Source organism: Acaryochloris sp. IP29b_bin.137, assembly GCF_028285745.1.
In the GTDB taxonomy this organism is placed as follows: domain Bacteria; phylum Cyanobacteriota; class Cyanobacteriia; order Thermosynechococcales; family Thermosynechococcaceae; genus Acaryochloris.
In genome coordinates, this window is sequence record NZ_JANQOP010000170.1 from 1 (window position 1) to 24,961 (window position 24,961).

Annotated in this window: 22 protein-coding genes; 7 read left to right on the forward strand and 15 right to left on the reverse strand. The window is 47.1% G+C overall.

Annotated features, from left to right (window positions below; translation table 11 throughout):
- Window positions 1-951: 951 nt before the first annotated feature.
- From Q0991_RS12530 to Q0991_RS12570, 9 genes are all read right to left on the reverse strand, one after another.
- The gene (locus tag Q0991_RS12530) at window positions 952-1,323 is read right to left on the reverse strand and encodes a hypothetical protein (RefSeq protein WP_299489017.1); all 372 of its coding nucleotides are present in this window, start codon (window positions 1,321-1,323) and stop codon (window positions 952-954) included.
- Window positions 1,324-1,486: 163 nt separating this feature from the next.
- Window positions 1,487-2,140, reverse strand: a complete 654-nt coding sequence (locus Q0991_RS12535) for a prepilin-type N-terminal cleavage/methylation domain-containing protein (protein ID WP_299489018.1) — start codon at window positions 2,138-2,140, stop codon at window positions 1,487-1,489.
- A gap of 23 nt (window positions 2,141-2,163) precedes the next feature.
- The gene (locus Q0991_RS12540) at window positions 2,164-2,685 is read right to left on the reverse strand and encodes a Tfp pilus assembly protein FimT/FimU (RefSeq protein ID WP_299489019.1); all 522 of its coding nucleotides are present in this window, start codon (window positions 2,683-2,685) and stop codon (window positions 2,164-2,166) included.
- The gene (locus Q0991_RS12545; RefSeq protein ID WP_299489021.1) at window positions 2,663-3,415 is read right to left on the reverse strand and encodes a type II secretion system protein; all 753 of its coding nucleotides are present in this window, start codon (window positions 3,413-3,415) and stop codon (window positions 2,663-2,665) included. The genes Q0991_RS12540 and Q0991_RS12545 overlap by 23 nt, the downstream gene beginning before the upstream one ends.
- A gap of 53 nt (window positions 3,416-3,468) precedes the next feature.
- Entirely contained in the window at window positions 3,469-4,818 is a 1,350-nt protein-coding gene (locus tag Q0991_RS12550) for a hypothetical protein (RefSeq protein ID WP_299489022.1), read from the reverse strand.
- A 631-nt stretch (window positions 4,819-5,449) separates the two neighbouring features.
- A complete protein-coding gene (locus Q0991_RS12555) occupies window positions 5,450-6,490 on the reverse strand; it encodes a prepilin-type N-terminal cleavage/methylation domain-containing protein (RefSeq protein WP_299489023.1) in 1,041 nt (346 codons plus the stop codon).
- Complete coding sequence (locus Q0991_RS12560) at window positions 6,487-7,362, reverse strand: prepilin-type N-terminal cleavage/methylation domain-containing protein (RefSeq protein ID WP_299489024.1); 876 nt, start codon at window positions 7,360-7,362, stop codon at window positions 6,487-6,489. Before Q0991_RS12560 ends, Q0991_RS12555 begins: the two co-directional genes overlap by 4 nt.
- A gap of 157 nt (window positions 7,363-7,519) precedes the next feature.
- Complete coding sequence (locus Q0991_RS12565; RefSeq protein WP_299489025.1) at window positions 7,520-8,950, reverse strand: hypothetical protein; 1,431 nt, start codon at window positions 8,948-8,950, stop codon at window positions 7,520-7,522.
- A 319-nt stretch (window positions 8,951-9,269) separates the two neighbouring features.
- The gene (locus Q0991_RS12570; RefSeq protein WP_299489026.1) at window positions 9,270-10,700 is read right to left on the reverse strand and encodes a hypothetical protein; all 1,431 of its coding nucleotides are present in this window, start codon (window positions 10,698-10,700) and stop codon (window positions 9,270-9,272) included.
- A gap of 402 nt (window positions 10,701-11,102) precedes the next feature.
- On the opposite strand from Q0991_RS12570, the gene Q0991_RS12575 reads away from it, so the two are divergent.
- Complete coding sequence (locus Q0991_RS12575; RefSeq protein ID WP_299489028.1) at window positions 11,103-11,798, forward strand: Crp/Fnr family transcriptional regulator; 696 nt, start codon at window positions 11,103-11,105, stop codon at window positions 11,796-11,798.
- A gap of 10 nt (window positions 11,799-11,808) precedes the next feature.
- On the opposite strand, the gene Q0991_RS12580 is transcribed toward Q0991_RS12575, so the two are convergent.
- Window positions 11,809-12,243: a globin family protein gene (locus tag Q0991_RS12580; RefSeq protein ID WP_299489029.1), complete on the reverse strand. Its 435-nt coding sequence runs from the start codon at window positions 12,241-12,243 to the stop codon at window positions 11,809-11,811.
- Between the two features lie 358 nt (window positions 12,244-12,601).
- On the opposite strand from Q0991_RS12580, the gene gltB reads away from it, so the two are divergent.
- Complete coding sequence (gene gltB / locus Q0991_RS12585; RefSeq protein WP_299489030.1) at window positions 12,602-17,191, forward strand: glutamate synthase large subunit; 4,590 nt, start codon at window positions 12,602-12,604, stop codon at window positions 17,189-17,191.
- A 112-nt stretch (window positions 17,192-17,303) separates the two neighbouring features.
- On the forward strand, window positions 17,304-17,540 hold the full coding sequence (locus Q0991_RS12590) for a hypothetical protein (RefSeq protein ID WP_299489031.1): 237 nt from the start codon (window positions 17,304-17,306) through the stop codon (window positions 17,538-17,540).
- Here Q0991_RS12590 and Q0991_RS12595 read toward each other — a convergent pair.
- On the reverse strand, window positions 17,517-18,824 hold the full coding sequence (locus tag Q0991_RS12595) for a pentapeptide repeat-containing protein (RefSeq protein ID WP_299489032.1): 1,308 nt from the start codon (window positions 18,822-18,824) through the stop codon (window positions 17,517-17,519). The genes Q0991_RS12590 and Q0991_RS12595 overlap by 24 nt on opposite strands.
- Window positions 18,825-19,062: 238 nt before the next feature.
- Window positions 19,063-19,308, reverse strand: a complete 246-nt coding sequence (locus Q0991_RS12600; protein WP_299489034.1) for a hypothetical protein — start codon at window positions 19,306-19,308, stop codon at window positions 19,063-19,065.
- 681 nt (window positions 19,309-19,989) lie between these two features.
- Between Q0991_RS12600 and Q0991_RS12605 the strand changes: the two genes are divergently transcribed.
- The 4 genes from Q0991_RS12605 to Q0991_RS12620 all read left to right on the forward strand — a co-directional run bounded on the left by Q0991_RS12605 (window position 19,990) and on the right by Q0991_RS12620 (window position 23,231).
- On the forward strand, window positions 19,990-21,129 hold the full coding sequence (locus tag Q0991_RS12605; protein WP_299489035.1) for a chlorophyll a/b binding light-harvesting protein: 1,140 nt from the start codon (window positions 19,990-19,992) through the stop codon (window positions 21,127-21,129).
- A 135-nt stretch (window positions 21,130-21,264) separates the two neighbouring features.
- On the forward strand, window positions 21,265-21,777 hold the full coding sequence (gene fldA / locus Q0991_RS12610) for a flavodoxin FldA (RefSeq protein WP_299489036.1): 513 nt from the start codon (window positions 21,265-21,267) through the stop codon (window positions 21,775-21,777).
- A gap of 93 nt (window positions 21,778-21,870) precedes the next feature.
- Window positions 21,871-22,617, forward strand: coding sequence for an alpha/beta hydrolase (locus Q0991_RS12615; RefSeq protein WP_299489037.1), 747 nt, complete (start codon window positions 21,871-21,873; stop codon window positions 22,615-22,617).
- A 32-nt stretch (window positions 22,618-22,649) separates the two neighbouring features.
- Window positions 22,650-23,231 (forward strand): Crp/Fnr family transcriptional regulator, encoded by a 582-nt coding sequence (locus Q0991_RS12620; RefSeq protein ID WP_299489039.1) that lies wholly within the window; start codon window positions 22,650-22,652, stop codon window positions 23,229-23,231.
- A gap of 6 nt (window positions 23,232-23,237) precedes the next feature.
- Here Q0991_RS12620 and Q0991_RS12625 read toward each other — a convergent pair whose 3' ends face one another.
- From Q0991_RS12625 to Q0991_RS12635, 3 genes are all read right to left on the reverse strand, one after another.
- Entirely contained in the window at window positions 23,238-23,897 is a 660-nt protein-coding gene (locus Q0991_RS12625) for a potassium channel family protein (RefSeq protein WP_299489040.1), read from the reverse strand.
- An 85-nt stretch (window positions 23,898-23,982) separates the two neighbouring features.
- Entirely contained in the window at window positions 23,983-24,144 is a 162-nt protein-coding gene (locus Q0991_RS12630; protein WP_299489042.1) for a hypothetical protein, read from the reverse strand.
- 122 nt (window positions 24,145-24,266) lie between these two features.
- The coding region (locus Q0991_RS12635) for an alpha/beta hydrolase (RefSeq protein WP_299489043.1) at window positions 24,267-24,961 on the reverse strand (695 nt) is incomplete at its 5' end.

The window sequence follows — 24,961 nt, forward strand, 5'->3', positions numbered from 1 at the left end:
TGAGTTGAGCTGCTTTTTCGGAGTTCATTGCTGAAGACTTCTGGGCAACACTTGTATCCTGAGCGATTTCAAAACAATCTGCAAAGGTGACATGCTCCCCATGATGTCACTCCTCTATTTATACGAAAAAGATGAACTGTGAGCCCAGTTGCCATCAGTTAGTGCTGGTGGTTAACTAGGTTCAAAAAACTTTGTTGTTTTCAGCGAGAAGCTGAAGTAGTGGTCAAATTTATAGCAACGGTTTCTTGAAAATTGCTGTTGTGATGGTGATTGCTATGGACTTTATGCTCTAGCAGCAAGCATGTAATGTCCGAAGTATTTCATTTAGCATGTATGGCGAAAATGTTGTTGATTTTTAACTCGAACTTAAATACAGATTAATCGTTGTAGTTACCTTGAATGTCAAGAGATGTCTCAATAAGAAAAACTTATCTGATTTACAAAAACTCGAAATATAAACAGCATAAGATTTTGAAGATTTCAATAATAAAAAATACTCATTTATTTTCTTCTGTTGCGAGGGCTAATCTAGTATCTTTTGTTATCAAAATCTAGCTTCAAGATTGGTTTTTAATTTCTCTCTGAATCTACTAGCTTGATGTGGCAGCCTTTATATATAAGATATACAAGGAATCCTGTCTATGATCTTTACATGTCGAAAAGCAATATTTTTCATTCAAAATTAAGCAATATTAACCTATTTATCTAGCACAGAATCAAGTCATTATTTCCTTAGGAGCTTACTCAATGTGCCTTATAAATTATTTATGAATGATGCTAGATCTCGAATTAAGATTTTATGAATCTGAGTTATAAAAGACCTCAATGTTTGTAGCATTGAGGTCGATTTAATAATAAAAAATATCAAAATAATTCGATATTTTTGTTTTTTGAATATTTGCGAAGCAAGTGCCTTTTTAAGACTGCAGAATGCCGCTACTTTTAGTTGATTTAGTGCAGGAAAGCTTCTATCGGCGGGTGAGATGGCTCGATACCAGTGAATGAAACACTAATTTCGAACTGGGGGCCAAGATTAATGAAACTTAGTCCCACTGTGAAGCAGTATGCAGCTTGGAACAATTCTGCCAAAACCTGTAAACCATGCTTATCAATGGAGCAGTTGTTCTTACAGTCCAACACAATATAGTCGTTAGATGTGATGGCTTCGTATATCTGTTGAGAAAACTGTTGAATAACGGCCTTCCTCTCCAGGATCATCAGTTCAGGTAATTCAAGCAAGCAAGTTACGCTGCTATGAGATTGAGAATCCCCAACGCTAATGGATGAGGTATTAACGTTCCGATCTAAAGTGATACTAGACATTGATTTATTAATCAGTAATTGGTCTAGCTAATTCATTTATCTTTATCCGCCCATGAATCTATTATGAAAGATGGGTGTTTAACTTCATGTCTTCACAAGAAAATCTTTCGTATAAGAAATGTAGAATAAGCAGCCTTATCTACATTTTTCTTAATCGATCTGGTTACGGAGTTGATGACACCTCATTACTTCTGAGGGTCACTGTATTTTGCACAAGTTTAGTAGTCCCATTGGGTAAATCGCCTAAAAGACATAATCTGATGGATCGATTGCTCGGCGTAAGGGGAGAAGGCGATACTTCAAATCCAGATGTTCCTGAACCAGAGCACCCTGGAGAAGCACTTGAGACTCGATCAACTAATGGGTTTCCTAGAGAGTTTGAGGCCGTTGCGCGATAAATCATTTGTGGTCCCTGCCAATTAGATCCAGAAGAAGTATCAAATGTGTAGTAGGCAACTGTTGAGTCATCCGGCTTTGTGAGGTAGAGGATGGCACTATAATTAGCAGGGACAATCCACCCTGATGGAGCGGTTGTGGATGCTGCCTTCGCCTCTCTAATATCGTCAGCAATAAAGTCTGCGGCACGATTCAATTGAATATGCTGATCTACCTCAGCTTCTGTTTGGCGATGGTTTTGCAAAATTGAAATTAGCCCTGACCCAGCAAAAACAAGAAAGATACTGGTAATCACCATCCCCACAAGCAGCTCAACTAAAGTAAACCCTCGATTACTGGATTTCTCTCGTATATTGGTAGCTACATAAATGCTGGACTTCCCCCTTATACCTTTGGAAAGATCGGGGAGTTGAGTAGTCACAATTTCAGTCGAGCTAGAATTCATCATGTCGAGGTTTTGCAGTTGCTGGCCAATGCTGTTGTTGGGGAACCTGTGTATGTTCCAACGCGGATCAATCCAATTCCAGGTGCGATTACTAAACACTTTGAGGGAGAACTGATTTCGTTTGCGACAGACAGGACAACTGTTTGCTCTGAACTTAAAGAAGGAGGTACGCGCCCCTTGAAGTTAAAGCTAAGAGAAGGAGTAGCAAATGAATGCCTGAGTTGAAGGCCTTCGAGGGTTCGATCGCCGTTGCGCAGACAATCTGCAGGTGTGCTGCTTAATACAGAATTGCTTCCTGTTGGCAGATTAATAGTGCAAGTTTTACTTAAGCGGATAGCTTGGTTTTGTCCTTCGATTAATGTGCCTTTAAGCTCAGCTAGGCCTACATCGAGCTTGCGGGTGTTCACCCAATTTAGAAAGCTGGGGGCTGCAATGGTCCCCAAGATACCCATTACAACCAAAACAATAATGATTTCGATCTGGGAAAATCCTTGTTGACTATGGACAGTCAAAGAACGCATTAGGCACGACCTCGGAACTGACTTGAGCGACAGATTTCTGGTTTTCATCAGTGACGTTGTACGTGACTTCCAAGATTTGATAGGGTTTGGCCTGACGGACAGAGGTTGTCCGTTGCAGGGTGAATTCTTTGCCTAAGATGGTCTTTCGACCCGATTTGGGAGTACTACTGTTATCCGTTTCTGATTGGACGGTCGGAAGGGTTTCATCCAGATAGGCTGCAAAACCTCCTGTATCCAAATCTGAGTGACATCTAGCCAATACAAGCGCTGTGGCATCAGTGGTTTGAGTGGATGTCAATGGATCTCGTAAAGTGACTTCTAAATAGTCTGTGCTGGTGGCAGGGTCTGTTAGGGTTTGTAGAGCCGTTATTTCGTTGCTGTTTGACTCAGTACCAATCACGATAGAGTCTCCCAACCGAAAGCCCGCCAACTGCGTGACTTTGATGGTTGTATCCCCTGCAAGGGCATCGGCATAGAGTATTGATGAGGTGTGGGGGACCTGGTTAACATCACTGGCTATTGCTTTGACGTCTTCTAAGTCCTGCTGAATCCAGTTATTCGCTTCAGTTAATTGTTTTGCCCGAACTTTGAAAGAGGTTGAAAGGACCAAACCCTGCATCGCCGTCCCGATAAATATCGATAAAACAAGCATGGAGACGGCAACTTCAACTAAGGTAAATCCTTGCGATTGAGATTTTTTGAGGGCTCTAAGAAGGAGGTGAGTCTTCATGGTGTTGAGGCTATATGCTGAATGTTCAATTGATGGACAGATGTGTTTTCTGTCTATGGAGTTGCTTCTAAGCGAGTCCAACTCGTTGCAGCAGAAGTCTTATGGGAAACGGTGGTAATTGCCACGCCAGAATTGGTTAGAAGTTGTTGCATAGCGTTAGGGATCTTGATCTCCGCGGTATTGGAACTTGAACCATCCCACTCTCTAACCCAAATAGCGCCTTGAATATCGGGATTGCTGCTGCCGCCATTAATTCCCATACGGGCATCTGGAGCATGAATGAAAACATTGGTGGCTGTTGCCCCCCCGTTCAATGTGAAATCCTGATCGGAGAAGCTATCACCGTCATCGGCGTTACCATAAATCCGAAAGCGCTCTGGGCTACCTAAACCACTCCCATAGGTGCCGCAATTATTAGCTGTGCCTGAACAGGTATGGGCCAAAGCTGCTTGGCCACTTATATCGATATCACCTGTGACATAGAAATAAATGGGGGCTGAGGTGGTATCAACTGTCACCTGATCACTGCCACTGAGAGTGATATCACTGACCTGATAATGATAAGCACCATTAGTGCCCACTGTGTCTCCTGTTCTAGGGAAGCTGGTTGCGCCACTAATTGAGACATTCATTGCACCTGATGGAATTGCGGGAACAGGAGGCCAAATCACATCGCGAACATAAATCTGCCCCTGCACCACACTATTGTTGAGCGCATCAATGGAATTGCGCAGACCTGCATCTGTTGGTTGACCGTTGACACATTCACTTACAGGAACGGCACAGTTAAGTGTATCTGTGCAAACTACATTTCCTGAAACTGCCCCTAAGACGTCATTATTGCCTAAGGTAATATTTTGAGCCATCAAACCTGGAAAGCTTGCTGGAGAAGTAGATTGAGAAATTTTCATGGTCTGCTGAATCCGTGATACTGCAGACGAATTAGGCGGGTGGCCTTTGACAATTAAGGTTCCAGTTTCATCGCCTGAATTTGAGATTCCATCTGGATCACTGTAGCGATACGCTTCGACTGTATAGGTGTTGGCAGGTGCGTTATTTGGAATCTTGCCTGTGAGGATATCATTCACCCCTGTGAAACAGGGAGGAGGCTTGGCGAGAAAAGACCATTCATCAGGACTATCCGACCCTAGGAGACTATTAGGGTCGTAATCCGATCTCAACAGCATGTGATAGTTCTGATTCAGAAATCCGAGGGTGCGGGATATTCCGCCTTCTGCAACGGTGGCACTGGCAGTTGTTTGCTTTTGAGAAATAGCTGAGACTTGATCATCCCTAGACTTAATACTTAGGGTTAGGGCGACCAGCACCATGATTAACCCAAAACCGATGGCAATTGGTAACGCAAATCCCTCATCGGTAGCCTTTCTTCTGGATTCCAACATGCTTGAAAAAAAATAAAATATCAATAAAAATATCTATCCAGATTCACCCATTCAATCTTGAATAGGGTTGAACCAGTCATCAATGAGAAAACTTAGATGATAGATGTGGTTTTATTAGATGCTGATATGGATTGAGATGTTGATAAACCAGAGTAGTGCAGAAAAAAGTCGAGTCAACTTTATTGTGATGGACTCCTTTCTCGAGAGAAATCAATAAGCTTTTTAAAGCTATATCCCCTAATTATGGAATTATATTTCTTTGATTTCGTATCTTAAGTGCTTGATTTATGTGTATTTTCAGTATAAGAAGTAAAATGTTATTTATCCTCAGTAATTATACGTAGATAAAAATGTAAATTTATGTTAATTCTAGGCCGGAACACTGACTGTAACAGGTCGCAATCGTCAATATAGCAATTGATAGAAATAATCTTCTCTGGCCCTTATGCTGTAGACATCTTAAAGATTGAGTAGAAGCGATATACCTCACTCACCAGGAAAGTTCAACCCTCTGAATTCTGATAAGACAGCAACCAGATCGGAGTTCTTTGCTCTGAAGATAGGACAGTTGCAAGAAATATTTTGTAGATTAAATTATTCTCAAGCTCTACACAGCCAATAACCATCCATATCATTGAGTAAAGCAGACCTTATTGCTTTCAGGGCTTGAAATTTGTCCCACCTTTGCAATGACGGTGTAGCAATGCTGATCTCCAGTTGAGCCTTTCATCTCAGTAGAGTTACTCATACTTGAACCACTATAAATTTGGGATTTCTGTGCAGTTGTGGTGACTTCCTTTTTCACTTCAAAGGTGACCCCATCCATAGATCCCGACCATTGCCAGCTCAAATTGACATGATTGGTTCCGGATTGTTGTGTAGCAGTTAGCACTGGGATAGGCTGGCCAGTAACGACGCGGGAAGTGGCGGTACTATTCAATCGATGAATTTCGACATCAGAGATTTTGCTGCGCATGAATAAGTCAACTTGGCTGCCGTTTACGCAAGCTTGAAATCCCCCTTTACCCATTAATACGCCTGGGGCAGAGCAGGTCGGTGAGGTATTGATTTGTTCTGCGATCGCATCCACTAGGGTGTCGCTGGCAACGGGATTGCTACAGGGATCGATACTGCCATCACCCTTGGGTACTCGGCCATAGCGATGAATGGAGTTGGGGGCTAACCAGTCCTGGGGACTGGGACGAACATCATAAATCACCTGATCAAAGGTCGCAGGCTGAGGGGGCGGAGCACCCGCATTGGGGCCGCCAGCAGGGCAAACATCAGGGATGGGGGAGGTAACTGGAATTTCTAAATACAGGACGGGGTTACTCCAGTCGGATGCATCTAAACCAACACTGGTCAACAGACTGGACATCGATGAGGCATCGGTCGCCTGCATCATTTGAGACTGGTTAATGCGGTTTGCCATCCTAATTTCATTACTGATGAAATCAAAGGCACGGCTTAAATCATGACGACGTGCTGCGATCGCATTCGTTCGCTTGTTCGCCTGGGTGGCTGCACCCACTCCAAACCCTGCAATACTGACTACTAAACTCGTGATTGCAGCCGCCATCAACAGTTCCACTAGAGTGAAGCCGTTGCGAGTCGCAGAACTGTCTTGAGACGGTAAATAATTCAAACCATATCCGCAATGATGATGCTTCATTGCTCCTCCCAGTTCTCGGCAGTGCAACGACCAGAGTCCGTAATGGCAGTCGGACTCATATCGCCTTGATAGGTGCCAATCCGGGTTAACCCTAAAGTATTGGAAATCGCAATACAGCGTTTAGTGGCTTTGGAATCATTAGGACTGTAAAAGACAATCTTGCCGCTAGGATCTGCTGGTGTTTGTTGAGCACTAACAATTGCAAATTCGGGATTGCCTAGGACACCATATTTGATCGGAATGCTAGCCGATGGCCCAGGACTAGAGGGCGAATCGTGTCCACCATTTTCCGAATCATCATCATCATCATCTTTATCTTTGCAAGTCCCTAAACCTAATCCGCTCTCCGTATTACCTTTACATTTAGCGATAATCTGAACGACCACCCCTGCTTTAGATGCTTTTGCTTGTTCTTGAGGAACAGGAGCCATAGCAATTTGGGAGATAGTTTCACCATCGCTCAGTCCTAGAGAGGGTTGCACATCTGAACCAATCAGGACGGGTTGCCCTTCATTGGTGCGAGCAGTGTTTGAGTTTGGATCCGTCAGATTCGTTGCGATCTCAACATCCGTTTCCAAGGTGCGATCGCCCGTTTTGAGACAGGGTCCAGTAATCTTCCCATCCACAAAATTGAGCGTTAGGGTACACACTTTATTCCCTTTAATCGCTTCTCGTTGCGTTTCATTCAAAGCAGCTCGAACTTCTGCCATCGTCTGTTTCACCTTGGCCCGGTTCATAGAAGCTAAGATGCTAGGGGCTGAGGCGGCAGCGGCAATGCCAATAATGGCAACAATGACCATTTTTTCAGCCAGGGTAAACCCCGCCTCTGAAGGCGAAGATCCGAGTTTAACGAATGGATGCAAACGGAACATGGGAAATCACAGCAAGAGTAAGGAAGCAGAACTAAGAGAAGTTCAAGAGTGCCCTTGGATAAGGGATTCATGAATGAACGGCAATTCCATATCACCCATGGGAATTGCCAATACTTGAACAAAATAGAAAAAAGAATAATGGGTTAAGGCATCTTCGTCACAACCTCACCCGTTGCCATTGCAAAACACCACCAAACCGATAGCGGGCAGGCCAGTCAATATATTTCAATAGATCAAGTAGGCTAGTGACATCCTCAGGAACTGAAATTCCAGAATTTTCGCCTGATTTCGTTTTTAGGTCGTAATCATCTCCAATACTCCCTAGATATTCAACATTGCGATGGCTTGCTTCATTTTTTGAGCTTAAAATGGCTTCCATCCATAAGACCCCTTCCACATTTGTGTTTTGTCCCCCTGGACATCCTGGCCCGGTGGTCAGTAACCTTAATTCGTCATAGGGAAACCACAAAAAGGCATTTTGAATACAGGTTTGGTCATAAAGGGTAACCCGATCATGCTTTCTGGCAATTATTCGTAGATCGCCCACGCGAGGAGGCTGTCCATCCGTCCGCACATTCAGGATTTTGGCTGATTCACGAAGGGTGATGCCGTGTTGGTACACACCCGTATTGGTAAAGTCAATTTGAACAGGCCCATTCGTCGTATCAACGGTCAATATTTCATTCCCACAGAGATCGATTTGATCGACGGTAAAGTACGTGCGCGTCTTGCCACCCACACCTGTAATAGTCGTGCTATCGTCGATTGTCCCCAGATCTGTTCCCGCTTCTCCAATAGGAATATTCGGTCTAAGCGTACAGGCAAATATTTGCCCTTGAACAGTATCTTCACTGACGCCATCAAGGGAGGAGGACCAGATTGCATTTAAATAACTGTCCCGATCAGCGTCTCCTGGCCCAGCACTTTCAGTCAGAGACGGATCTGCAGAGGAAGAGGGGCGATAATAAACATTCGCCTTACTTCCTTGGAGTTTACGACCTCTTAAGGCTAATACCCCTGTAGCGTAGGTAGAATCAGGATTGCCTGAAGGTTCAATTAAGACCACGCCTGGAAAATCGTCTAAATCGGGTCGTACAGCAATCGTGATCAGAACACCAGTGGTTTTGCCATCTTTGCTGGCTTCCACAAATAGGGTTCCTTTTTGTTCTAGGGGATTAAACCGATAAGCCTTGACGGTATAGGTGCCTGTTTCCCCCATTGAGCCCGTTGTCACCAAGTTGGGACTTCCCCACTCTTTGAGTTGATGGCAAGGGGTTGTGCTAGGGTCGTAGCCGGTCCATTCGTCAATGGCGCTGGCCTCTTCATCTCCACTATTAAAGGTGCCATCAGGCCCCAGATAGGTTTGACCCGTTTTGGGGTTAATCGTATCGTAATTGCGATTAAGCAAGACGGCGTTATTGGGAGCCGTAAGCTGAGCGAGGGTCCGAGCCATTCCCCCTTCGGCAATCGCTAAACTGGCCCCGGCTTCTTTACGATTAAAGGCAGAGATGCGATCGCTCTGAGCAATCATCATTGTTGACAGGCCCAAAATAACCATCACAAAGCCCAAGCCCATTGCTAAGGGCAAGGCAAATCCCCCCTCTAATCTAGAATTTTGAGCATAAGAAGAGGAGGTTAGATGGCTATTCCTAGAAGTTCTAAGCCAACGATTGAGCATCAATACATCAGAAAAGGTTGAATGCCAATGTTCCCCATTGGCAGGACAGTACTACAGAACTATCCTGCTCTTATCGTGGCTTTCTTTTACCTTCCCTGGCGACAGGGATAATACGGAATTCCCTCTCAGTAAGTAATATAGATATTCGAACGGGTCCGTAATCTTATGGAGAAAGGCTTTTCGAGAGGGGTATAGACCTTCTCTTGCAAGCTTGCACCTTACCCAAGCTCTACAACCTCACCCGTTGCCAATGCAAAACACTACCAAACCGATAGCGGACCGGATAGTCAACGTATTTCAGGAGGTCGATTAAACTGCTGACATCTTCAGGCACAGCAATACCAGCAGTAACGTTGGGAGTAACGACCGTATCGAAGGGTTCCCCAACCTCGTTAATAAAATGGATGTCTCGATTATTTGGGGCGTTCTTAGAACTGAGAATCCCTTCTACCCATACCACACCTTCAATATTGGTATTCTGTCCACCTGGACAGCCTGGACCAGAGGTCAGTAACTGAACTTCATCCCACTTGGACCAAATAAAGGCATTTTGAATACAAGTTTGGTCATACAGCAAAACCGTGTCTTCTCCACCTCGCAAATACATGCGAAGATCACCGACACGAGGGGGTTGACCATCCGTACGGACATTGAGGATTTTGGCAGAATCCTTTAACCGAATTGATTCTTTTGGGGCACTCCCCTCGACAAAATCGAGCACCACCGGGCCGTTAGTTGTATCAACGGTCAATACATCACTTCCAGCAAGGTCAATTTGCTCAATCTGATATAGGGTCGGCGTATAACCCTTTACCCCGCTCAGGGTTTGACTATCCGTTATCGTCCCAATATTGGGTCCCCTGATCCCATCAGGAATCGTTGGAGCCAATAAACAAGCAAACATTGTGCCTGAGACCGTGTCACCCGTTGCACCATCCGATGCTGCAGAAGAAAAGATGGCATTGAGATAAGCGGCTCGGTCTCCATCGCCAGGCGATGAATTCGCTGTTAAGGTTGGATCCGTTGAACCTGGAGGGTAGTAGTAGACATTCCCTTTGCTCCCCAAAATCTGACGCCCCCGTAGTGCTAAAGTGCCGACGTCGGTGGAATCACTAGGATTCGGATCGTGGAGTAATAAGCCCGGAAAATCGTCTAAATCAGGCCGTACAGCAATCGTGATCAGAACACCAGTGGTTTTGCCATCTTTACTGGCTTCCACAAACAGAGTCCCTTTCTGCTCCTGGGGATTAAATCGATATGCTCTAACCGTGTAGGAGCCTGTTTTCCCCATTGCACCCGTTTTAACAAAGTTGGGACTGCCCCACTCTTTGGGTTGGTGACAAGGGGTCGTGCTAGGGTCGTAGCCGGTCCATTCGTCAACGGCATTGGCGTCTTCGTCGCCACTGTTAAACATGCCATCTGGACCAAGGTAGGTCTTACCTGTTTGGGGATTGATCGTATCGTAATTACGATTGAGCAAGACGGCGTTATTGGGAGCCGTAAGCTGAGCGAGGGTCCGAGCCATTCCCCCTTCGGCGACGGCTAAACTGGCCCCGGCTTCTTTACGGTTAAAGGCAGAGATGCGATCGCTTTGGGCAACCATCATCGTGGATAGGCCCAAAATGACCATTACAAAGCCCAAGCCCATTGCCAAGGGCAAGGCAAATCCCTCCTCTACGTTAGAATTTCGATCATCAGAAGAGGAAATAGGATGACTGTTTCTAGAACGTCTAAACCAACGATTGGGCATCAATACATCAGAAAAGGTTGAATGCCAATGTCCCCATTGGCCCGACAGTACTACAGAACGATCCTATCTATAACAGTGGTCTTCCTTGACCTTGTCTGGCAACTGGGATAATACGGAATCTCTGCCTAAAAAACAATATAGGCCCTTAACGAGCGTCAAAGCAGGAGCTGAGAGTCACAAAGGAAGTCCCCGCCATATGCGGAGCATCAGTGTCAGCAGGATGTTACGGTACTCTATACCGTTCGCATTATCTCCCCAGAACACTTAGCGTATTTTGGTCCCCAAAGACATTGAGGGGAGACCCAGGTTTCTATGCCAGTTGCTTTTGAACAACTCCAGCACATTCAGGTCTTTTCTGTGCTCGCCCCCTCAATCCTAGACATCCTAGCCCAGCAAGCTACCATCATTTCCTATGTCAAAGGAGAGATCTTGATTCACGAGGGCGATCGCTTTCCCCCTTGTTTCCATGCCGTACTGGCCGGAGAATTACAAGCCATCAAGATTGCTGCCTCGGGTAAAGAAACCATTCTGCGTTCCTTACCGACTGGCCAGATGTTTGCCGCGCCCGCTCTATTCGGTGATGGTATCGCGGTGGCGACGGTCAAGGCCCTCGCAGCAACCCAGGTTATTACCATTCCAAAAACGGCCTTAATGCAGGCGATTCAACTGGACCCGAATGTCGCCCTCAATATCCTGGCCTGTTTCAACCAGCGCCTCCAGGAGATGCATCGCACCATCCATGGATTGGTTTCGGAACAGGCTATTGTTCGTCTCGCTCAATTTATTGCCTATTCCGCTCAGCGATATGGGACATCCGCGACTCAGCAGGGAGAGCAGCTTAATGCCCAACTCACTTACCATCACATCGCCCGCAGCATTGGCATTACCTATGAAGAAACCGTGAGACTGATGGGCCAAAAACTCAACCCTATCTTGGCCTATCAGCGGGGAGGTCGGATTACGATTCTGGATGCGATCGCCCTAGATGCGATCGCATCCGGGGAATAGCCTACGCGGTTTAGGACTGAAGCTGCAATACCTCAGGTGAATAGTTGGCCCCTGCCAACATCAGTTCCGTTACAGCCCCGTAAGCGTTTGTCCAGGAAGCTTCCAGCTCAGGAGTCCATCGCTCCTGCAGTAGGTAGGCAAAGGTTTTCAGTAACGTATTCCCTACCATAGGATAGTGCTCCGGCAAAATCCCATACTGAACATGGCGAGCCCCCAGTCCGGTTAACGCATCCCCTAACTGGTCGGGGTTGGTTAAGTTCTCCACGACTAATACTAAAGAGGCGAACAACTTTTTGGCCTGGCTTTGCATAGGGGTATTGGCAAACAAAGGCTGAACTTGAGGATAATCTGCAAATAAAGTGCTGTAGAAATAGTCCGTGAATTCGGTGCTGCGATCGCGAATTTGAGCAAAGCTCGATGCCAACAATTCAGTATCTAAGCTCATATTGGTTACTCCAAGACAGATATAGGCTGTCTTGAGTCTGGCAAACCCTGGAATTGCGTTCCATGAGCTACCTCATAGAGGCGAAAATTGATGTCTACCGCTCAGTCCTATTGGCTTAGCGGATCTGGGTCAACATTTCTGGGCGTTATTGGCTCAGCCAAACATTGGAGCATAAGGGATCAAGCGGGCGATCGTCATCCTTGAATTTGCATTAAAAGCTACCCCGGTTCTGTTCTCTTCATAGGAGAATTTAGATCGACTAGAGTTAAAGCTTATAATGCTGGTCTCAGCCTACTTTCCTTTGGCGAAGCATTTTAGGCCTAGTCCAGTTACCATTCGAACCTTCAAATCACCCAATATGAACAGCAATACCATTCCTGCCCGGCAAGGTTTATACGATCCACAATTTGAGCATGATGCTTGTGGGTTAGGGTTTGTCGTTCATCAATTGGGTCAAAAGTCTCACGACATTATTGAACAGGCTCTGACCATTCTGGTGAATCTAGACCACCGTGGGGCTTGCGGTTGTGAAACCAATACGGGCGATGGTGCGGGCCTTCTAATGCAAATTCCTCATCGTTTCTGCCAAAAAGAAGCTGCTCGGTTGGGATTTGAGTTGCCAGAACCAGGGCAGTATGGGGTGGGGATGATCTATGCTTCACCTGACTTGCAAGAGCGGGAAGCCAGTCGACGCGCCTTTGAGCAGGTTGCGACCCAAGAAGGCCATAAGGTTCTGGGTTGGCGAGATGTGCCGACAGATAATTCCTCTCTGGGAAATACCGCCAAGGCCAGTGAGCCGTTTATGGAACAGGTCTTTATTCAGCGCAGCCTGGACGTGAACGATGATCTGGCCTTTGAACGCAAGCTCTATGTATTGCGGAAGCTGGCCCATAATGCAATTCGCCCGACAGGGGTTGATGGTCACTGGTATATCTCCAGCATGTCCTGTCGAACGATTGTTTACAAAGGCATGCTGATGCCGATTCAGGTGGGGCAGTATTATCCTGACCTGCACGACCCAGATATGGAGACGGCACTGGGGCTGGTACACTCGCGATTTAGTACGAATACCTTTCCCAGTTGGGACCGAGCCCATCCCTATCGCTACATTGCCCACAATGGTGAGATCAACACGATGCGGGGCAACATCAATTGGATGTTAGCGCGCCAGTCCATGTTTGAGTCGGAGCTGTTTGGCGAGGATATGGCCAAAGTTCAGCCCGTCATCAACGTGGACGGCAGTGATTCAACCATTTTCGACAACACTTTAGAGATGCTGTTCTTGGCGGGACGATCCCTTCCCCATGCCGCCATGATGATGATTCCCGAACCTTGGACGGCCCATGAGTCCATGAGTGCGGAGAAAAAAGCTTTTTATAAGTACCATTCCTGCTTGATGGAACCCTGGGATGGACCTGCCTCGATATCCTTTACGGATGGCACCATGATTGGTGCGGTTCTGGATCGGAATGGTCTACGACCATCTCGCTATTACGTCACCAAAGATAATTTGGTGATTATGGCTTCAGAAGCTGGTGTTCTGCCTATTGAACCTGAACGTGTGGCGAAGAAAGGCCGACTCACCCCTGGGCGAATGTTTGTGGTTGATATGGTGGCAGGGCGAATTATTTCCGATCAGGAACTCAAAGACCAGATTATCTCTGAACATCCCTATCAGGACTGGCTAGATCAGCAAATGGTGAGTGTCGAGCAGCTCCCAGCAGCGGAAGTGGCCCCTGAGTACGATTCCGAGACGGTGCTGCAGCGGCAGATGGCCTTTGGCTATACCTTTGAAGAACTGCGGATGCTGATGGCCCCGATGGCCAATAACGGGGTAGAAGCGATTGGAGCAATGGGGACGGATACCCCCTTAGCGGTGCTTTCCAATAAACCGAAGCTGCTTTACAACTATTTTCAGCAATTGTTTGCCCAGGTGACGAATCCTCCGATTGACTCGATTCGGGAAGCCATTATTACTTCTCCTGAAACCACTATTGGTTCGGAGCGCAATTTGCTGAAACCGGAACCAGAAAGCTGTCATTTACTAGAGCTAAAGACGCCTCTCCTAACTAATGCGGAGCTAGCCAAAATAAAAGCCTTGAATGGCGATCCCTTTAAGTCAGTTACCCTGCCGATTTTGTTTGATCCCAATGCTGGGGTTCAAGGCTTAGAATCGGCCATGACTGGAATTTGTCAGCAGGCAGATGAGGCGATCTTATCCGGGGCGAGTTTGATTGTGCTGAGCGATCGCAACCTCGATCACGATCATGCGCCCATTCCCGCATTGCTTGCGGTCTCTGGTCTGCATCACCATTTAATTCGGAAAGGGACTCGCACCCGCGTTGGTCTAGTTTTGGAATCCGGCGAACCCCGCGAGGTCCATCACTATGCGGTTCTAATTGGCTATGGCTGTGGTGCCATCAATCCTTACGTGGCCTTTGAAACCATCCACGATATGATTCACCAGGGCTTGATGGTGGATATTGAACCCAAAAAAGCCATTAAGAACTACATAAAAGCTGCCACTAAGGGTGTAATTAAGGTGGCCTCTAAAATTGGCATCTCCACGATTCAGAGCTATCGCGGGGCCCAGATTTTTGAAGCTATTGGCCTGAATCAGTCTGTGGTAGACCAGTACTTTAGCTGGACCGCCTCTCGGATTGAAGGGGCGGATCTGGAAGTTCTAGCTGAAGAAGCCATACAGCGCCATCGCCATGCCTTTCCCGAGCGCGATGTAGAAACCCATACCCTCGATGTGGGGGGCGAGTACCAATGGCGCAAGGAAGGGGAAGCCCATCTGTTTAGCCCCCAGGTGATCCATACGCTGCAGCAGGCCACTCGTACAGGTAATTTTGATCTGTTTAAGAAATATTCAGCGCTGGTGAATGAGCAAAATGAACAGCTCTTTACCCTCCGGGGGCTGCTGGAATTTAAAGATCGCCAGCCCATCCCGATTGACGAAGTCGAACCGATTGAAGAGATCACCAGACGATTTAAGACGGGAGCCATGAGCTACGGCTCGATCTCTAAAGAAGCCCACGAATCCTTAGCCATTGCCATGAACCGAGTCGGTGGCAAGTCCAATACGGGTGAAGGCGGTGAAGATCCAGAACGTTTCACCTGGACGAATAACCAGGGCGACTCTAAAAACAGCGCCATCAAGCAGGTGGCCTCTGGTCGGTTTGGCGTCACTAGTCTCTACCTATCTCAGGCCAAGGAAATTCAAATCAAAATGGCCCAAGGCGCGAAGCCCGGCGAAGGCGGTCAGCTCCCAGGTCGTAAGGTCTATCCGTGGATTGCCAAAGTACGCCACTCTACCCCTGGCGTGGGTTTGATCTCTCCTCCTCCTCACCACGACATCTATTCGATTGAGGATTTGGCAGAACTGATCCATGACCTCAAAAATGCCAACCGGAATGCCCGGATTAATGTCAAGTTAGTTTCTGAAGTCGGTGTTGGCACCATTGCCGCAGGCGTGGCCAAAGCCCATGCCGATGTCGTCCTTGTTTCTGGCTTTGACGGCGGTACTGGAGCCTCACCTCAAACCTCAATCAAGCATGCCGGCCTCCCCTGGGAACTAGGAATTGCCGAAACCCATCAAACCTTGGTGCTCAACAACCTCCGTAGCCGTATCGTTGTTGAAACCGATGGTCAACTCAAAACAGGCCGCGATATTGTCATTGCGGCCCTCCTGGGAGCTGAGGAATTTGGCTTCTCCACTGCGCCGCTGGTGAGCCTGGGCTGCATTATGATGCGCGTTTGCCACCTTAACACCTGTCCTGTGGGTGTCGCGACTCAAGACCCGCAGCTCCGCGAGAAATTTACAGGTGACCCAGCCTACACGGTCAATTTTATGAAGTTTATCGCTCAAGAAGTGCGGGAACTGATGGCTCAATTGGGCTTCCGCACCCTGAATGAGATGGTGGGCCGTTCTGACGTGCTAGAACCGCGCCGCGCCATCGATCACTGGAAGGCCAAGGGATTGGACTTTTCCAAGATCCTCTATCAGCCGGATGTCCCTGATGATATCGGTCGCTACTGCCAGATCCCTCAGGATCATGGCTTAGAGAAGTCACTGGATATGACGACCTTGCTAGATCTATGCAAGCCTGCGATTGAGAAGGGCGAGAAGGTGAAAGCCATGCTGCCGATTAAAAATATCAACCGAGCTGTAGGCACGATTCTCGGCAATGAAATCACTAAACGCCATTGGGAAGGGTTACCTGAAAACACGGTTCACCTCCATTTCCAAGGCAGTGCAGGTCAAAGCTTCGGTGCCTTTGTGCCTCCAGGTGTAACTCTGGAGCTAGAGGGCGATGCTAATGACTACTTTGGTAAGGGCCTCAGCGGTGGCAAGATTGTGCTGTATCCCCCCAAGGGATCGACGTTTGTGCCGGAAGAGAACATCATTGTCGGCAATGTGGCCTTCTATGGTGCAACCAGCGGTGAGGCTTATATCCGAGGTATTGCAGGAGAGCGATTCTGCGTTCGGAATTCCGGGGTGCGGGCCGTCGTAGAAGCTGTTGGTGATCACGGCTGTGAATATATGACTGGAGGCCAAGCAGTGATTCTAGGACCGACGGGCCGCAACTTTGCGGCTGGCATGAGTGGTGGGGTGGCCTATGTCCTTGATGAGGCAGGCGATTTTGCCACCCGCTGCAACACGGAAATGGTGGGGCTAGAGACACTGGAGGATCCAGAGGAAATCAAGGATCTGAAGGAGGTTATTCAGCGCCATGCGGACTATACCCAGAGTGAAAAGGGGGCTAAAGTTCTTGCTGATTGGGAGACAATGGTGCCGAAGTTTGTGAAGGTGATGCCACGGGATTACAAGCGGGTATTGCAGGCGATACAGAGTGCGATCGAGGATGGTTTGAGCGGGGATGATGCGCTATCAGCGGCATTTGAGCAGAATGCCCGCGATGTCGCTCGTATTGGAGGCAGTTAATTCCATCGAGCGAAGATGCTTGCAAAAGTGGCTCGCTAACCCAACTTCAGGTAGCGAGCCACTTTTGCAAGTTGTGCATAATGACGAATAGAAGCAAAAATTTTCAGGCACAATGAGTCAAGATGTTCCAGATCGATTAGACCGCATAGAGGCAATGCTTGAGCGGATAGTCAATATTCAGGTGACTCAGCAAGAGAGCATCAGTAAGCTGGTTGAGGGACAATTAGCAGATCAGATTTTACGTGGTCAACTTACTGAACATACAATGCAGCTCAAGCGGGCTGTTGATTATTTGCTCAGTAAAGATAGAGGTCAGGATGAACTATCAATTGCTGGCATCGCCTGGTGATTTACGACTGCGCTCAAGCTTGTTGGGAATCCCCTCACACCCCCCAGGAATTGTTGCCCTTGTCTTCTGTCCCCCCCAAGCACAGCAATAATAGCGTTGCTCCTCAGACAAGCCTGCCGCTTTAGAAAAATTGGCATTTTCAACCACCGCTCCCGTTTGAGCCCCTGTTTTAAAGTTGGGGGCATTCATGCGATCTCGCGGGGATGCCCCCTCAGCCGACCCATAGAAAAACCGGGTCCGCGCTAAATCTGTCTTCGATAAATTGGCCCCATACAAAATACAGCGAGACAAATTGGCCCGACCCAAATCACAGCCCTGCAAATTGGTGTGCACCAAATTAGCTTCACTGATTTCCGTCCGTCGTAGGTCCGTCCCGGACAAGTCCGTATTTGCTAACATCCCCACCAAATCAATCACCCGCACCCCATATTCCAGGTCCTCCTCATAGCCCCCTAACCCGTCAAAAATAGCGCGACCTAATCTGCGATCGCGTTTCAGAGGCGTCAACAACTTAGAACTGGATAGAAACCGAATCACCTTAGCTTTCCCTTGTGCACTCAGCCCTGTCAGAATGGCTGCCGTCCGGCCTTCCGCAATCGCCCGCTCCGGTGGCCAGTCTTCTAACAAGCCCTCTTCATTAATCACCAGATCAGAAATCCCCTGAAAATAGGCATCAATAGTTTGTTGTTGGGTAATCCGGTTTTGCTGCTCCGTCAGTTCCTTGGAAATTACGTACTGACGCCAGGCTACATAAAGGGCTAAAAAAGCAACTAGAATCTGACCAACGGCTCCAAACGAATCTGCCAAGGCCCCAACTGCCTCCCAGTTTACGGGCCGATCACCCAACAGGATTTGGGGAATACCCGTAAACTGAATCACCCCAATTAGGGCAACCACACTTAAAAGACTGGCTAGAATAAGTTGCTGATTGCGGACAGAAACCCATTCTTGGAGCGCCTGGCTTAGAGGGGGCCACAAGACTCGCCAAGACAGCCACAACACTACGACAGCTGCAGGCAAGCCAATCCAAGGATTATGGAACAGCAAACCAATAATCAGGATCACCGTAGCTGCCCCGGTCACCCATTCGAGGGAAGACGAGCTTGCCACGGAACGCCAGAACTGCTTAGAGGACGTTTTGAATCCTGCCATTGAAGATGGGACATCACCTTTTCCGTTAGTAAGGGACGTTGAATGTTTAGTCTCATCAGTTGAAGGAGTCCCCGCCTTGGAGGAGGCAGACTGCTCTTCTGGGTTAGGCGTTGGAGAGGATGGCCGTGTCATGCACTTGTCAATCAAAGACTACTGATACCGCTTTTATTTAATCGTAGTCTGCCCTATACGCGCAGATTATTACGGCTTATCGTTGTGTTTTAGGGATGTTCTCGACCACAATGCTCAACCCCCAGTAGAAGGCATGATAAATAGCCTCTCACCGTTGATAGTCGTGATTTGACACGAAGGTGAGAGGCTAATGCAATTATTTTTACTTAAGAGTGATCGGTATGAGATGTGAAGCGGTTTACCCTTCGCCGCCTTCACCGCCTTCGCCACCATCATCAGTGGAACCGTCTTCACCGCCTTCGCCACCATCATCGGTGGAACCGTCCTCTCCCCCTTCACCGCCATCATCTGCAGGGCTGGTCACTGCTGGGCTAGGGCTTTCTTGCTCTCCTCCTTCTCCATTCGTTGTCGCGCCATCGCAAGCGAAAAGGGTAGCGGACAAACCCAAGGCAAGAAATAACTCAACTGATTTAGAACGTTTCATTGTATTCACTAAATTTTCAACAGAGATGCAATTATCCTACCGCTTATTTAGACCAAATCTCATTTATTCTCGAATTGGGCTGACCTATTCCTTCGTCAACTCGGGGATGGTTGCCAGAACTACGTACTTAACTCGAAGCACATCAAGATGTGATTTGATATGCATTCGCTTTCGGTCATCTAGGGTAGAGATCCACAGGAACGAAAGTTGAGAAGCTTCTATTCTATAAAATTTCTCATTTATATAAAAGATATTAACTGCTCATCATTTCAAAAGAGTAGTAGAAGTCAACCAATATTTAGCCAAAAAGCAATGCCTACAAAGGATTATATAGCGGTTAGCCTAGCTCACCATCGTTGCTGGCACCAAAAATGTTCAAAGATTATTGCCAATATCTGCAATAACTGCTTAAATAACTTTAGTAGCTTATTGATTTTAATTCTCAATTAAAGCGCTTAACTCAATTTATAATCCTGTCACACATTCAGGCAAACCGTTTGGGACGGTAGGACATCTCTCAGCCAGGAAGCTGCACGTTCTGAGAGATTTGTTTTGGCCGCCCCTTACTCCCCAGTCCTTATATCACCATTAGCGATTGGAACATCTCAATCGCAGTATTTCTCTGGCCATTTTCCTAAATCTCCCAAGCCGTTCCGTTTCTAGATAACAAAGGAGAATCCTATGCAAACCTACGGTAACCCTAATGTTACCTATGGCTGGTGGGCTGGCAACTCCCGCCTAGCCAGTTCCTCAGGTTTATTTATTGCAGCTCACACCGCACATGCCGGGCTAATTTCAGTTTGGGCAGGTGGTTTTACCCTATTCGAATTGGGACGATACACGACCGACTCACCTATGTGGACTCAAGGTATGGTCCTTTTGCCTCACCTAGCGGCAGAAGGGGTTGGTTTTGGAGCCGGTGGCGTCCTGGATGATCCGCAAACGATTGTTGCGGTTGGCATGATTCACATTATCGCAGGGGCCGTACTAGGGGCTGGAGCATTATTTCACCTCTTGAAAGCGCCCCATGACTTAAGCGAAGCCACGGGTGCTGCCAGAACTTACCATTTTGAGTGGGACAACACCAATCAGCTCGGTCGGATATTAGGGCATCATTTGCTTATTTTGGGTCTCTATACCCTCTTATTTGTGGGATGGGCCATGTATTGGGGAGGACTCTATGATTCCGACCTACAAGAGGTCAGATTGGTCACGGATCCGACCCTCAATCCATCGGTTATTTTTGGCTATCAAACCCATTTCGACAGTGTTGACAATTTGGAAGACATTGTCGGGGGCCATATCTTTATCGCTTTTCTAGATATTGCGGGTGGAATTTTTCATTTGCTCGTCCCAATGTTGCCTTGGGCTAAGAAGCGGATAGTCGTCAACGGTGAGGCGATCCTGTCCTACTCATTAGGGGCAGTGGCTTTCTTTGGTTTCCTCTCTGCTTACTGGTGTTCTGTTAATACTTACGTTTGGCCGGAAGAATTTTATGGGCCTGCCTTGCAGATTAAGTTTGGCTTTACGCCCTACTTCGCTGATACAGCAGAGCTTCCTTATGGAATTCATTCTGCTCGTTGCTGGCTATCAAACGCAACCTATATCTTGGCATTCTATTTTCTCCAAGGCCATCTTTGGCATGCCTTGCGAGGTCTTGGCTATGACTTCAGAAATGTAGAACAGTTTTTGAATTCTTTGACCGACGAAGCACCATCCACCACTGTAAAGCCTTCGAGGAATGCCATGGCTCCAGTGCCCTCTGCCGCTCCACCAGTACAGACTACACCGGTACAAACTGCGAGCGCAGAGACGGTCTGAGCTTTTACCCCATTCAACCCTCTGCGTTGGATAAGAGCGCCGTGGTAAGAGCGTGAATAACCTGGGCATTTCACGCTCTTGCCTCTTTCATCGTAACGAACCCTAGTCTTTTGTGTTGTAATTTTTGGAGTCTATATGTCACAAATTGGAATGTTCTTTGGGACCACCACTGGCAAAACAGCGGAAGCGGCTGAAAAAATCCAAGAGGCTTTTGGGGGTGAAGATGTTGTCACACTCATAGAAATCCCTGATGCAGAGAGTGGAGATTTTACCAGCTATTCCTATTTACTGATTGGTTGTCCAACTTGGGATATTGGTGAACTGCAAAGCGACTGGGATGCCTTTTTCCCAAATTTAGATAGTATTGATTTTTCTGGGAAGAAGATTGCCTACTTTGGCACGGGGGATCAGATTGGTTATGCCGATAACTATATGGATGCGATCGGCATCATAGAAGCCAAAATCTCAGAAAAGGGTGGCCAAACAGTGGGGCATTGGTCTACAGATGGGTATCAATTTGATGCATCTAAAGCGGATAGAGGTGGGAAATTCTGCGGGTTGGCCCTAGATGAAGATAACCAACCTGAGCTTTCCGATGAACGAATAGAAGCTTGGGTGGCACAAGTTAAGTCTGAATTTGGTCTATGAGGTTCTAACACTTGGGTCAGGGCGTTTACTTTCCCTGACCTTTTATATTTCTCTTCCAGCTTGCTAATCACACACATTTTTGAAATCAGTTCAATGACTTCCTCTATTGATGCCGTTTGGGCAACAACCTGTTCTTATCTAAAACGTTTTGATCAACCCCTCCTTAAGCAGTTGAGACAACAGGTAACAATTGCCCAATGGCAGTATCAGCAAACGGAGGATGAACCGAGTTCCCTGAGTATCGCGGTTGATCTGCTCCATGAATTTATGCAAGAGTGCGACCATCCCGTCCATTTAATCGGTCACGGAACAGGCGGGTTAGTGAGTTTGTTATATGCCCGTCAATACCCTCAAAAGGTTCGTTCCCTAACCCTATTGGGGGTGGGAGCATGGGCAAGTTTGGACTGGATTGCCCATTACTATTTCCATCTACAGTTTGTTCCCTGTAGTCGCCATCACGTTTTAACCCAATTGGTTTCTGATTTATTCGGTGAACAAAATGCAACGGTGACCTGCTACCTTTCTCGGTTACTGGAACAAGAGATGGCCGTCTCTCCTTCACCTCACAATCTATTTCAGCGTTATAACCTACCGCCGGATGAAGTACCTGTTCCACTCTTGCTTTGTGGGAGTGAGAATGACTTAGTGGTGGATAGTCGAGCCTTAAAGGAATGGGAAGGTTGGATGAAAGACTGCGATCGCATTTGGCTCTGCCAAGACGGGTATCACTTTTTTCATTGCTTTTATCCCCAATCTGTTGCAGCCCAAGTTCTGGACTTTTGGCATGATGGGGCCTCTGCTTCTTTCCCCTCCATCAGCTCTAAATCCTGTCCCGTGTAAGTTGTCCTCTTTCGTTTTGTTAGGGCAAACCTATGATTTCTTCTCCGTCCCTCTCTGCGCGAATGTATTCCCAGAACCGTTCAGCCTCCTCAACCCTTTGCTTCCCAGATAGAGCCTTCCTGCCGTCAGAACCCCAACACCTATGGCAGGTTGAGAGAGGGCTTATTCGAACGTACACCTGGGATTCACAGGGGGATATTACGACCCTCGGCATCTGGGGATCAGGTGAAATCGTAGGCCAGTCATTGTCAAATCTCTCGCCCTACACCATTCAATGCTTAGGCACAGTAGAGGTTCGGTCTTTAATGCCCAACTCTTTGATCACTTCAGAGGCAATTCTGAGTCATGCCCAACAGCTCACCACTCTACTGAAGATTATTAGTATCAAGCGAGCGGATGATCGGCTGCTGAACTTGCTGCAATGGCTTGCACAACGGTTCGGTCATGTTACTCCCGTTGGCACTTGCACGACCTTACCCATCACCCACCAAGAGTTAGCGGAAACAGCCAATATTACCCGGGTAACCGCGACTCGATTAATTGGCAGTATGGAGCAGCAAGGAATTTTACAATGGTCAAGACGACGACAGTTTATATTGCTACCTACCCCCTAAATGAATTTAGTTCGGATTGTACCCACCGACTAATCTGCTGATAAAAATCGCAGGATAAATGACGCCGATAATGGCCTCGAAATTGGCAATGACCTTAGCCAGCTGACTGACGGGCGTCACATCGCCATACCCCACTGTGGTCAGGGTTGTAAAACTAAAGTACAGCAGGTCAAAGGTTTGGATTGTCTCTCCAGCAGAGCTAAAGGCAGCAGGATGGAATAAGTAAATGCTGCTGTAGAACAGAAACCATAAATCTCCAATTAGGAGAAATACGCAGATGCCACCCACAATCGTATCGATCGTTACCTTGGTGTTTTCAAACAGTTTGTGGAGCATCAAGATAATGGACAGAATCAAGAAACCACTATAAACACTATCTGCTATCAAAGCAGGAATTAATCTGTGATAACTCGATTGAGTAAAAAGGATGTAGAAACAATCGGAAATGAAAGCTAATCCAGCAATAACAATGTAAAAGTAGAATGCTCTTTTTTGGAGGAAAAACGTTCTTACAATCAGAACAATGGCTGTTAGTAGAATGATGGATAGGATGACCTCTGCCGCTACAGCACCAACGACTGCATAGGCCACAAACAGCAGTAACAACGTGAGTAAGAGCTGAGTGTATTTGTGGTTCGTCAAGCTCTGAAAACAGGTGATTTTCATGGATTGCTAGCTCCTGATTGATGGCAAATGGTAAGAAGCAGCGGTATTGATAGAACCTAGGTATTGGGGCTAGAACAGCATTCGTTTAGGCCCTAGACAAAACCAGGACTTGCTCGATTTTTCTAAAAGTTGATTCCAATAAACCAGGTGCTAAGTTCGGTTGGGGATAGGTGTCTGCGATAACGGCAGTAATGACAAAGGTTGCAATGAGACGTTGGATAAATAGCTGTCGATGAGAGTCAATCATGGCAATTGTTCTCCAGCTTTTCATGATTGGATCTGGGATTAAAAGGGTTCAAAGCTAGTAATACTAGCTTTGAACCAAAGGCTAAGCGGGACGGCTGTGGAAGAAAAGCTCCCTTGCCAGAATTACTGTCCGGTTGTTGCGGTTGCTGAAGCAGAAGAGCAGTTACATTGCAGGTGGTTAAGGTAACTGTGAACGGAACCCAAGAGTGAGTTGACTTCTTTGACGTCTTTTTTAAGTTGAACGCCATCAATATAGAGTTCGGCTGTCGGGTAGTTCTGTAATAACTCCAGTAGGGTTAAGCCATTGTTTTTGCTGGCGGAAAGGACTAATGCACTTCGTAGTGCCTGAACATTAGCGCGATCGCTCTTGGTATGGACAACCTTCGCCAATTCTGAAAGCAGAAATTCTCCGGGAGCTGTGTTGAGAACACCATCCACCGTGATCGGATCAACTTTGACATCGTAGGTCAGAAATTGCTGAGCTTCCTTGGGATCTTCCTTAGCCAGTTTCAGAAGTTCTGCCAGTTCTCCAGTGGCTTTACCTGTCGAGGCTAGGGTTTCAAATTCTGTGATGGGCACACTACGAGCGAAGGGACCATAGGTCAAGACGACTTTTTCAGCTGCAAAGGCAGGGACAACACTGGGCAATAAAGCGCTGCAGCAAACGGTTCCAATAGTGAGGGCTTTTGAAAAACGCTGGGTAAACAAACGATTGAAGGACTGGAATGACAAGACCATAATATTTCTCCTTTGATTCAATGTGTCGGTGTTTGAGCTAATGCTGGTAGTGAGTTTGCGGGCCACTACTTCTGGACCAA

Coding starts and splice junctions, on each gene's coding strand:
- Q0991_RS12605 (WP_299489035.1), top strand. CDS start 19,990: ATGCAAACCTACGGTAACCCTAATGTTACCTATGGCTGGTGGGCTGGC.
- Q0991_RS12530 (WP_299489017.1), bottom strand. CDS start 1,323: ATGTCTAGTATCACTTTAGATCGGAACGTTAATACCTCATCCATTAGC.
- Q0991_RS12630 (WP_299489042.1), bottom strand. CDS start 24,144: ATGATTGACTCTCATCGACAGCTATTTATCCAACGTCTCATTGCAACC.
- Q0991_RS12625 (WP_299489040.1), bottom strand. CDS start 23,897: ATGAAAATCACCTGTTTTCAGAGCTTGACGAACCACAAATACACTCAG.
- Q0991_RS12575 (WP_299489028.1), top strand. CDS start 11,103: ATGCCAGTTGCTTTTGAACAACTCCAGCACATTCAGGTCTTTTCTGTG.
- Q0991_RS12550 (WP_299489022.1), bottom strand. CDS start 4,818: ATGTTGGAATCCAGAAGAAAGGCTACCGATGAGGGATTTGCGTTACCA.
- Q0991_RS12615 (WP_299489037.1), top strand. CDS start 21,871: ATGACTTCCTCTATTGATGCCGTTTGGGCAACAACCTGTTCTTATCTA.
- Q0991_RS12545 (WP_299489021.1), bottom strand. CDS start 3,415: ATGAAGACTCACCTCCTTCTTAGAGCCCTCAAAAAATCTCAATCGCAA.
- Q0991_RS12560 (WP_299489024.1), bottom strand. CDS start 7,362: ATGTTCCGTTTGCATCCATTCGTTAAACTCGGATCTTCGCCTTCAGAG.
- Q0991_RS12595 (WP_299489032.1), bottom strand. CDS start 18,824: ATGACACGGCCATCCTCTCCAACGCCTAACCCAGAAGAGCAGTCTGCC.
- Q0991_RS12580 (WP_299489029.1), bottom strand. CDS start 12,243: ATGAGCTTAGATACTGAATTGTTGGCATCGAGCTTTGCTCAAATTCGC.
- Q0991_RS12590 (WP_299489031.1), top strand. CDS start 17,304: ATGAGTCAAGATGTTCCAGATCGATTAGACCGCATAGAGGCAATGCTT.
- gltB (WP_299489030.1), top strand. CDS start 12,602: ATGAACAGCAATACCATTCCTGCCCGGCAAGGTTTATACGATCCACAA.
- Q0991_RS12540 (WP_299489019.1), bottom strand. CDS start 2,685: ATGCGTTCTTTGACTGTCCATAGTCAACAAGGATTTTCCCAGATCGAA.
- Q0991_RS12555 (WP_299489023.1), bottom strand. CDS start 6,490: ATGAAGCATCATCATTGCGGATATGGTTTGAATTATTTACCGTCTCAA.
- Q0991_RS12620 (WP_299489039.1), top strand. CDS start 22,650: ATGATTTCTTCTCCGTCCCTCTCTGCGCGAATGTATTCCCAGAACCGT.
- fldA (WP_299489036.1), top strand. CDS start 21,265: ATGTCACAAATTGGAATGTTCTTTGGGACCACCACTGGCAAAACAGCG.
- Q0991_RS12600 (WP_299489034.1), bottom strand. CDS start 19,308: ATGAAACGTTCTAAATCAGTTGAGTTATTTCTTGCCTTGGGTTTGTCC.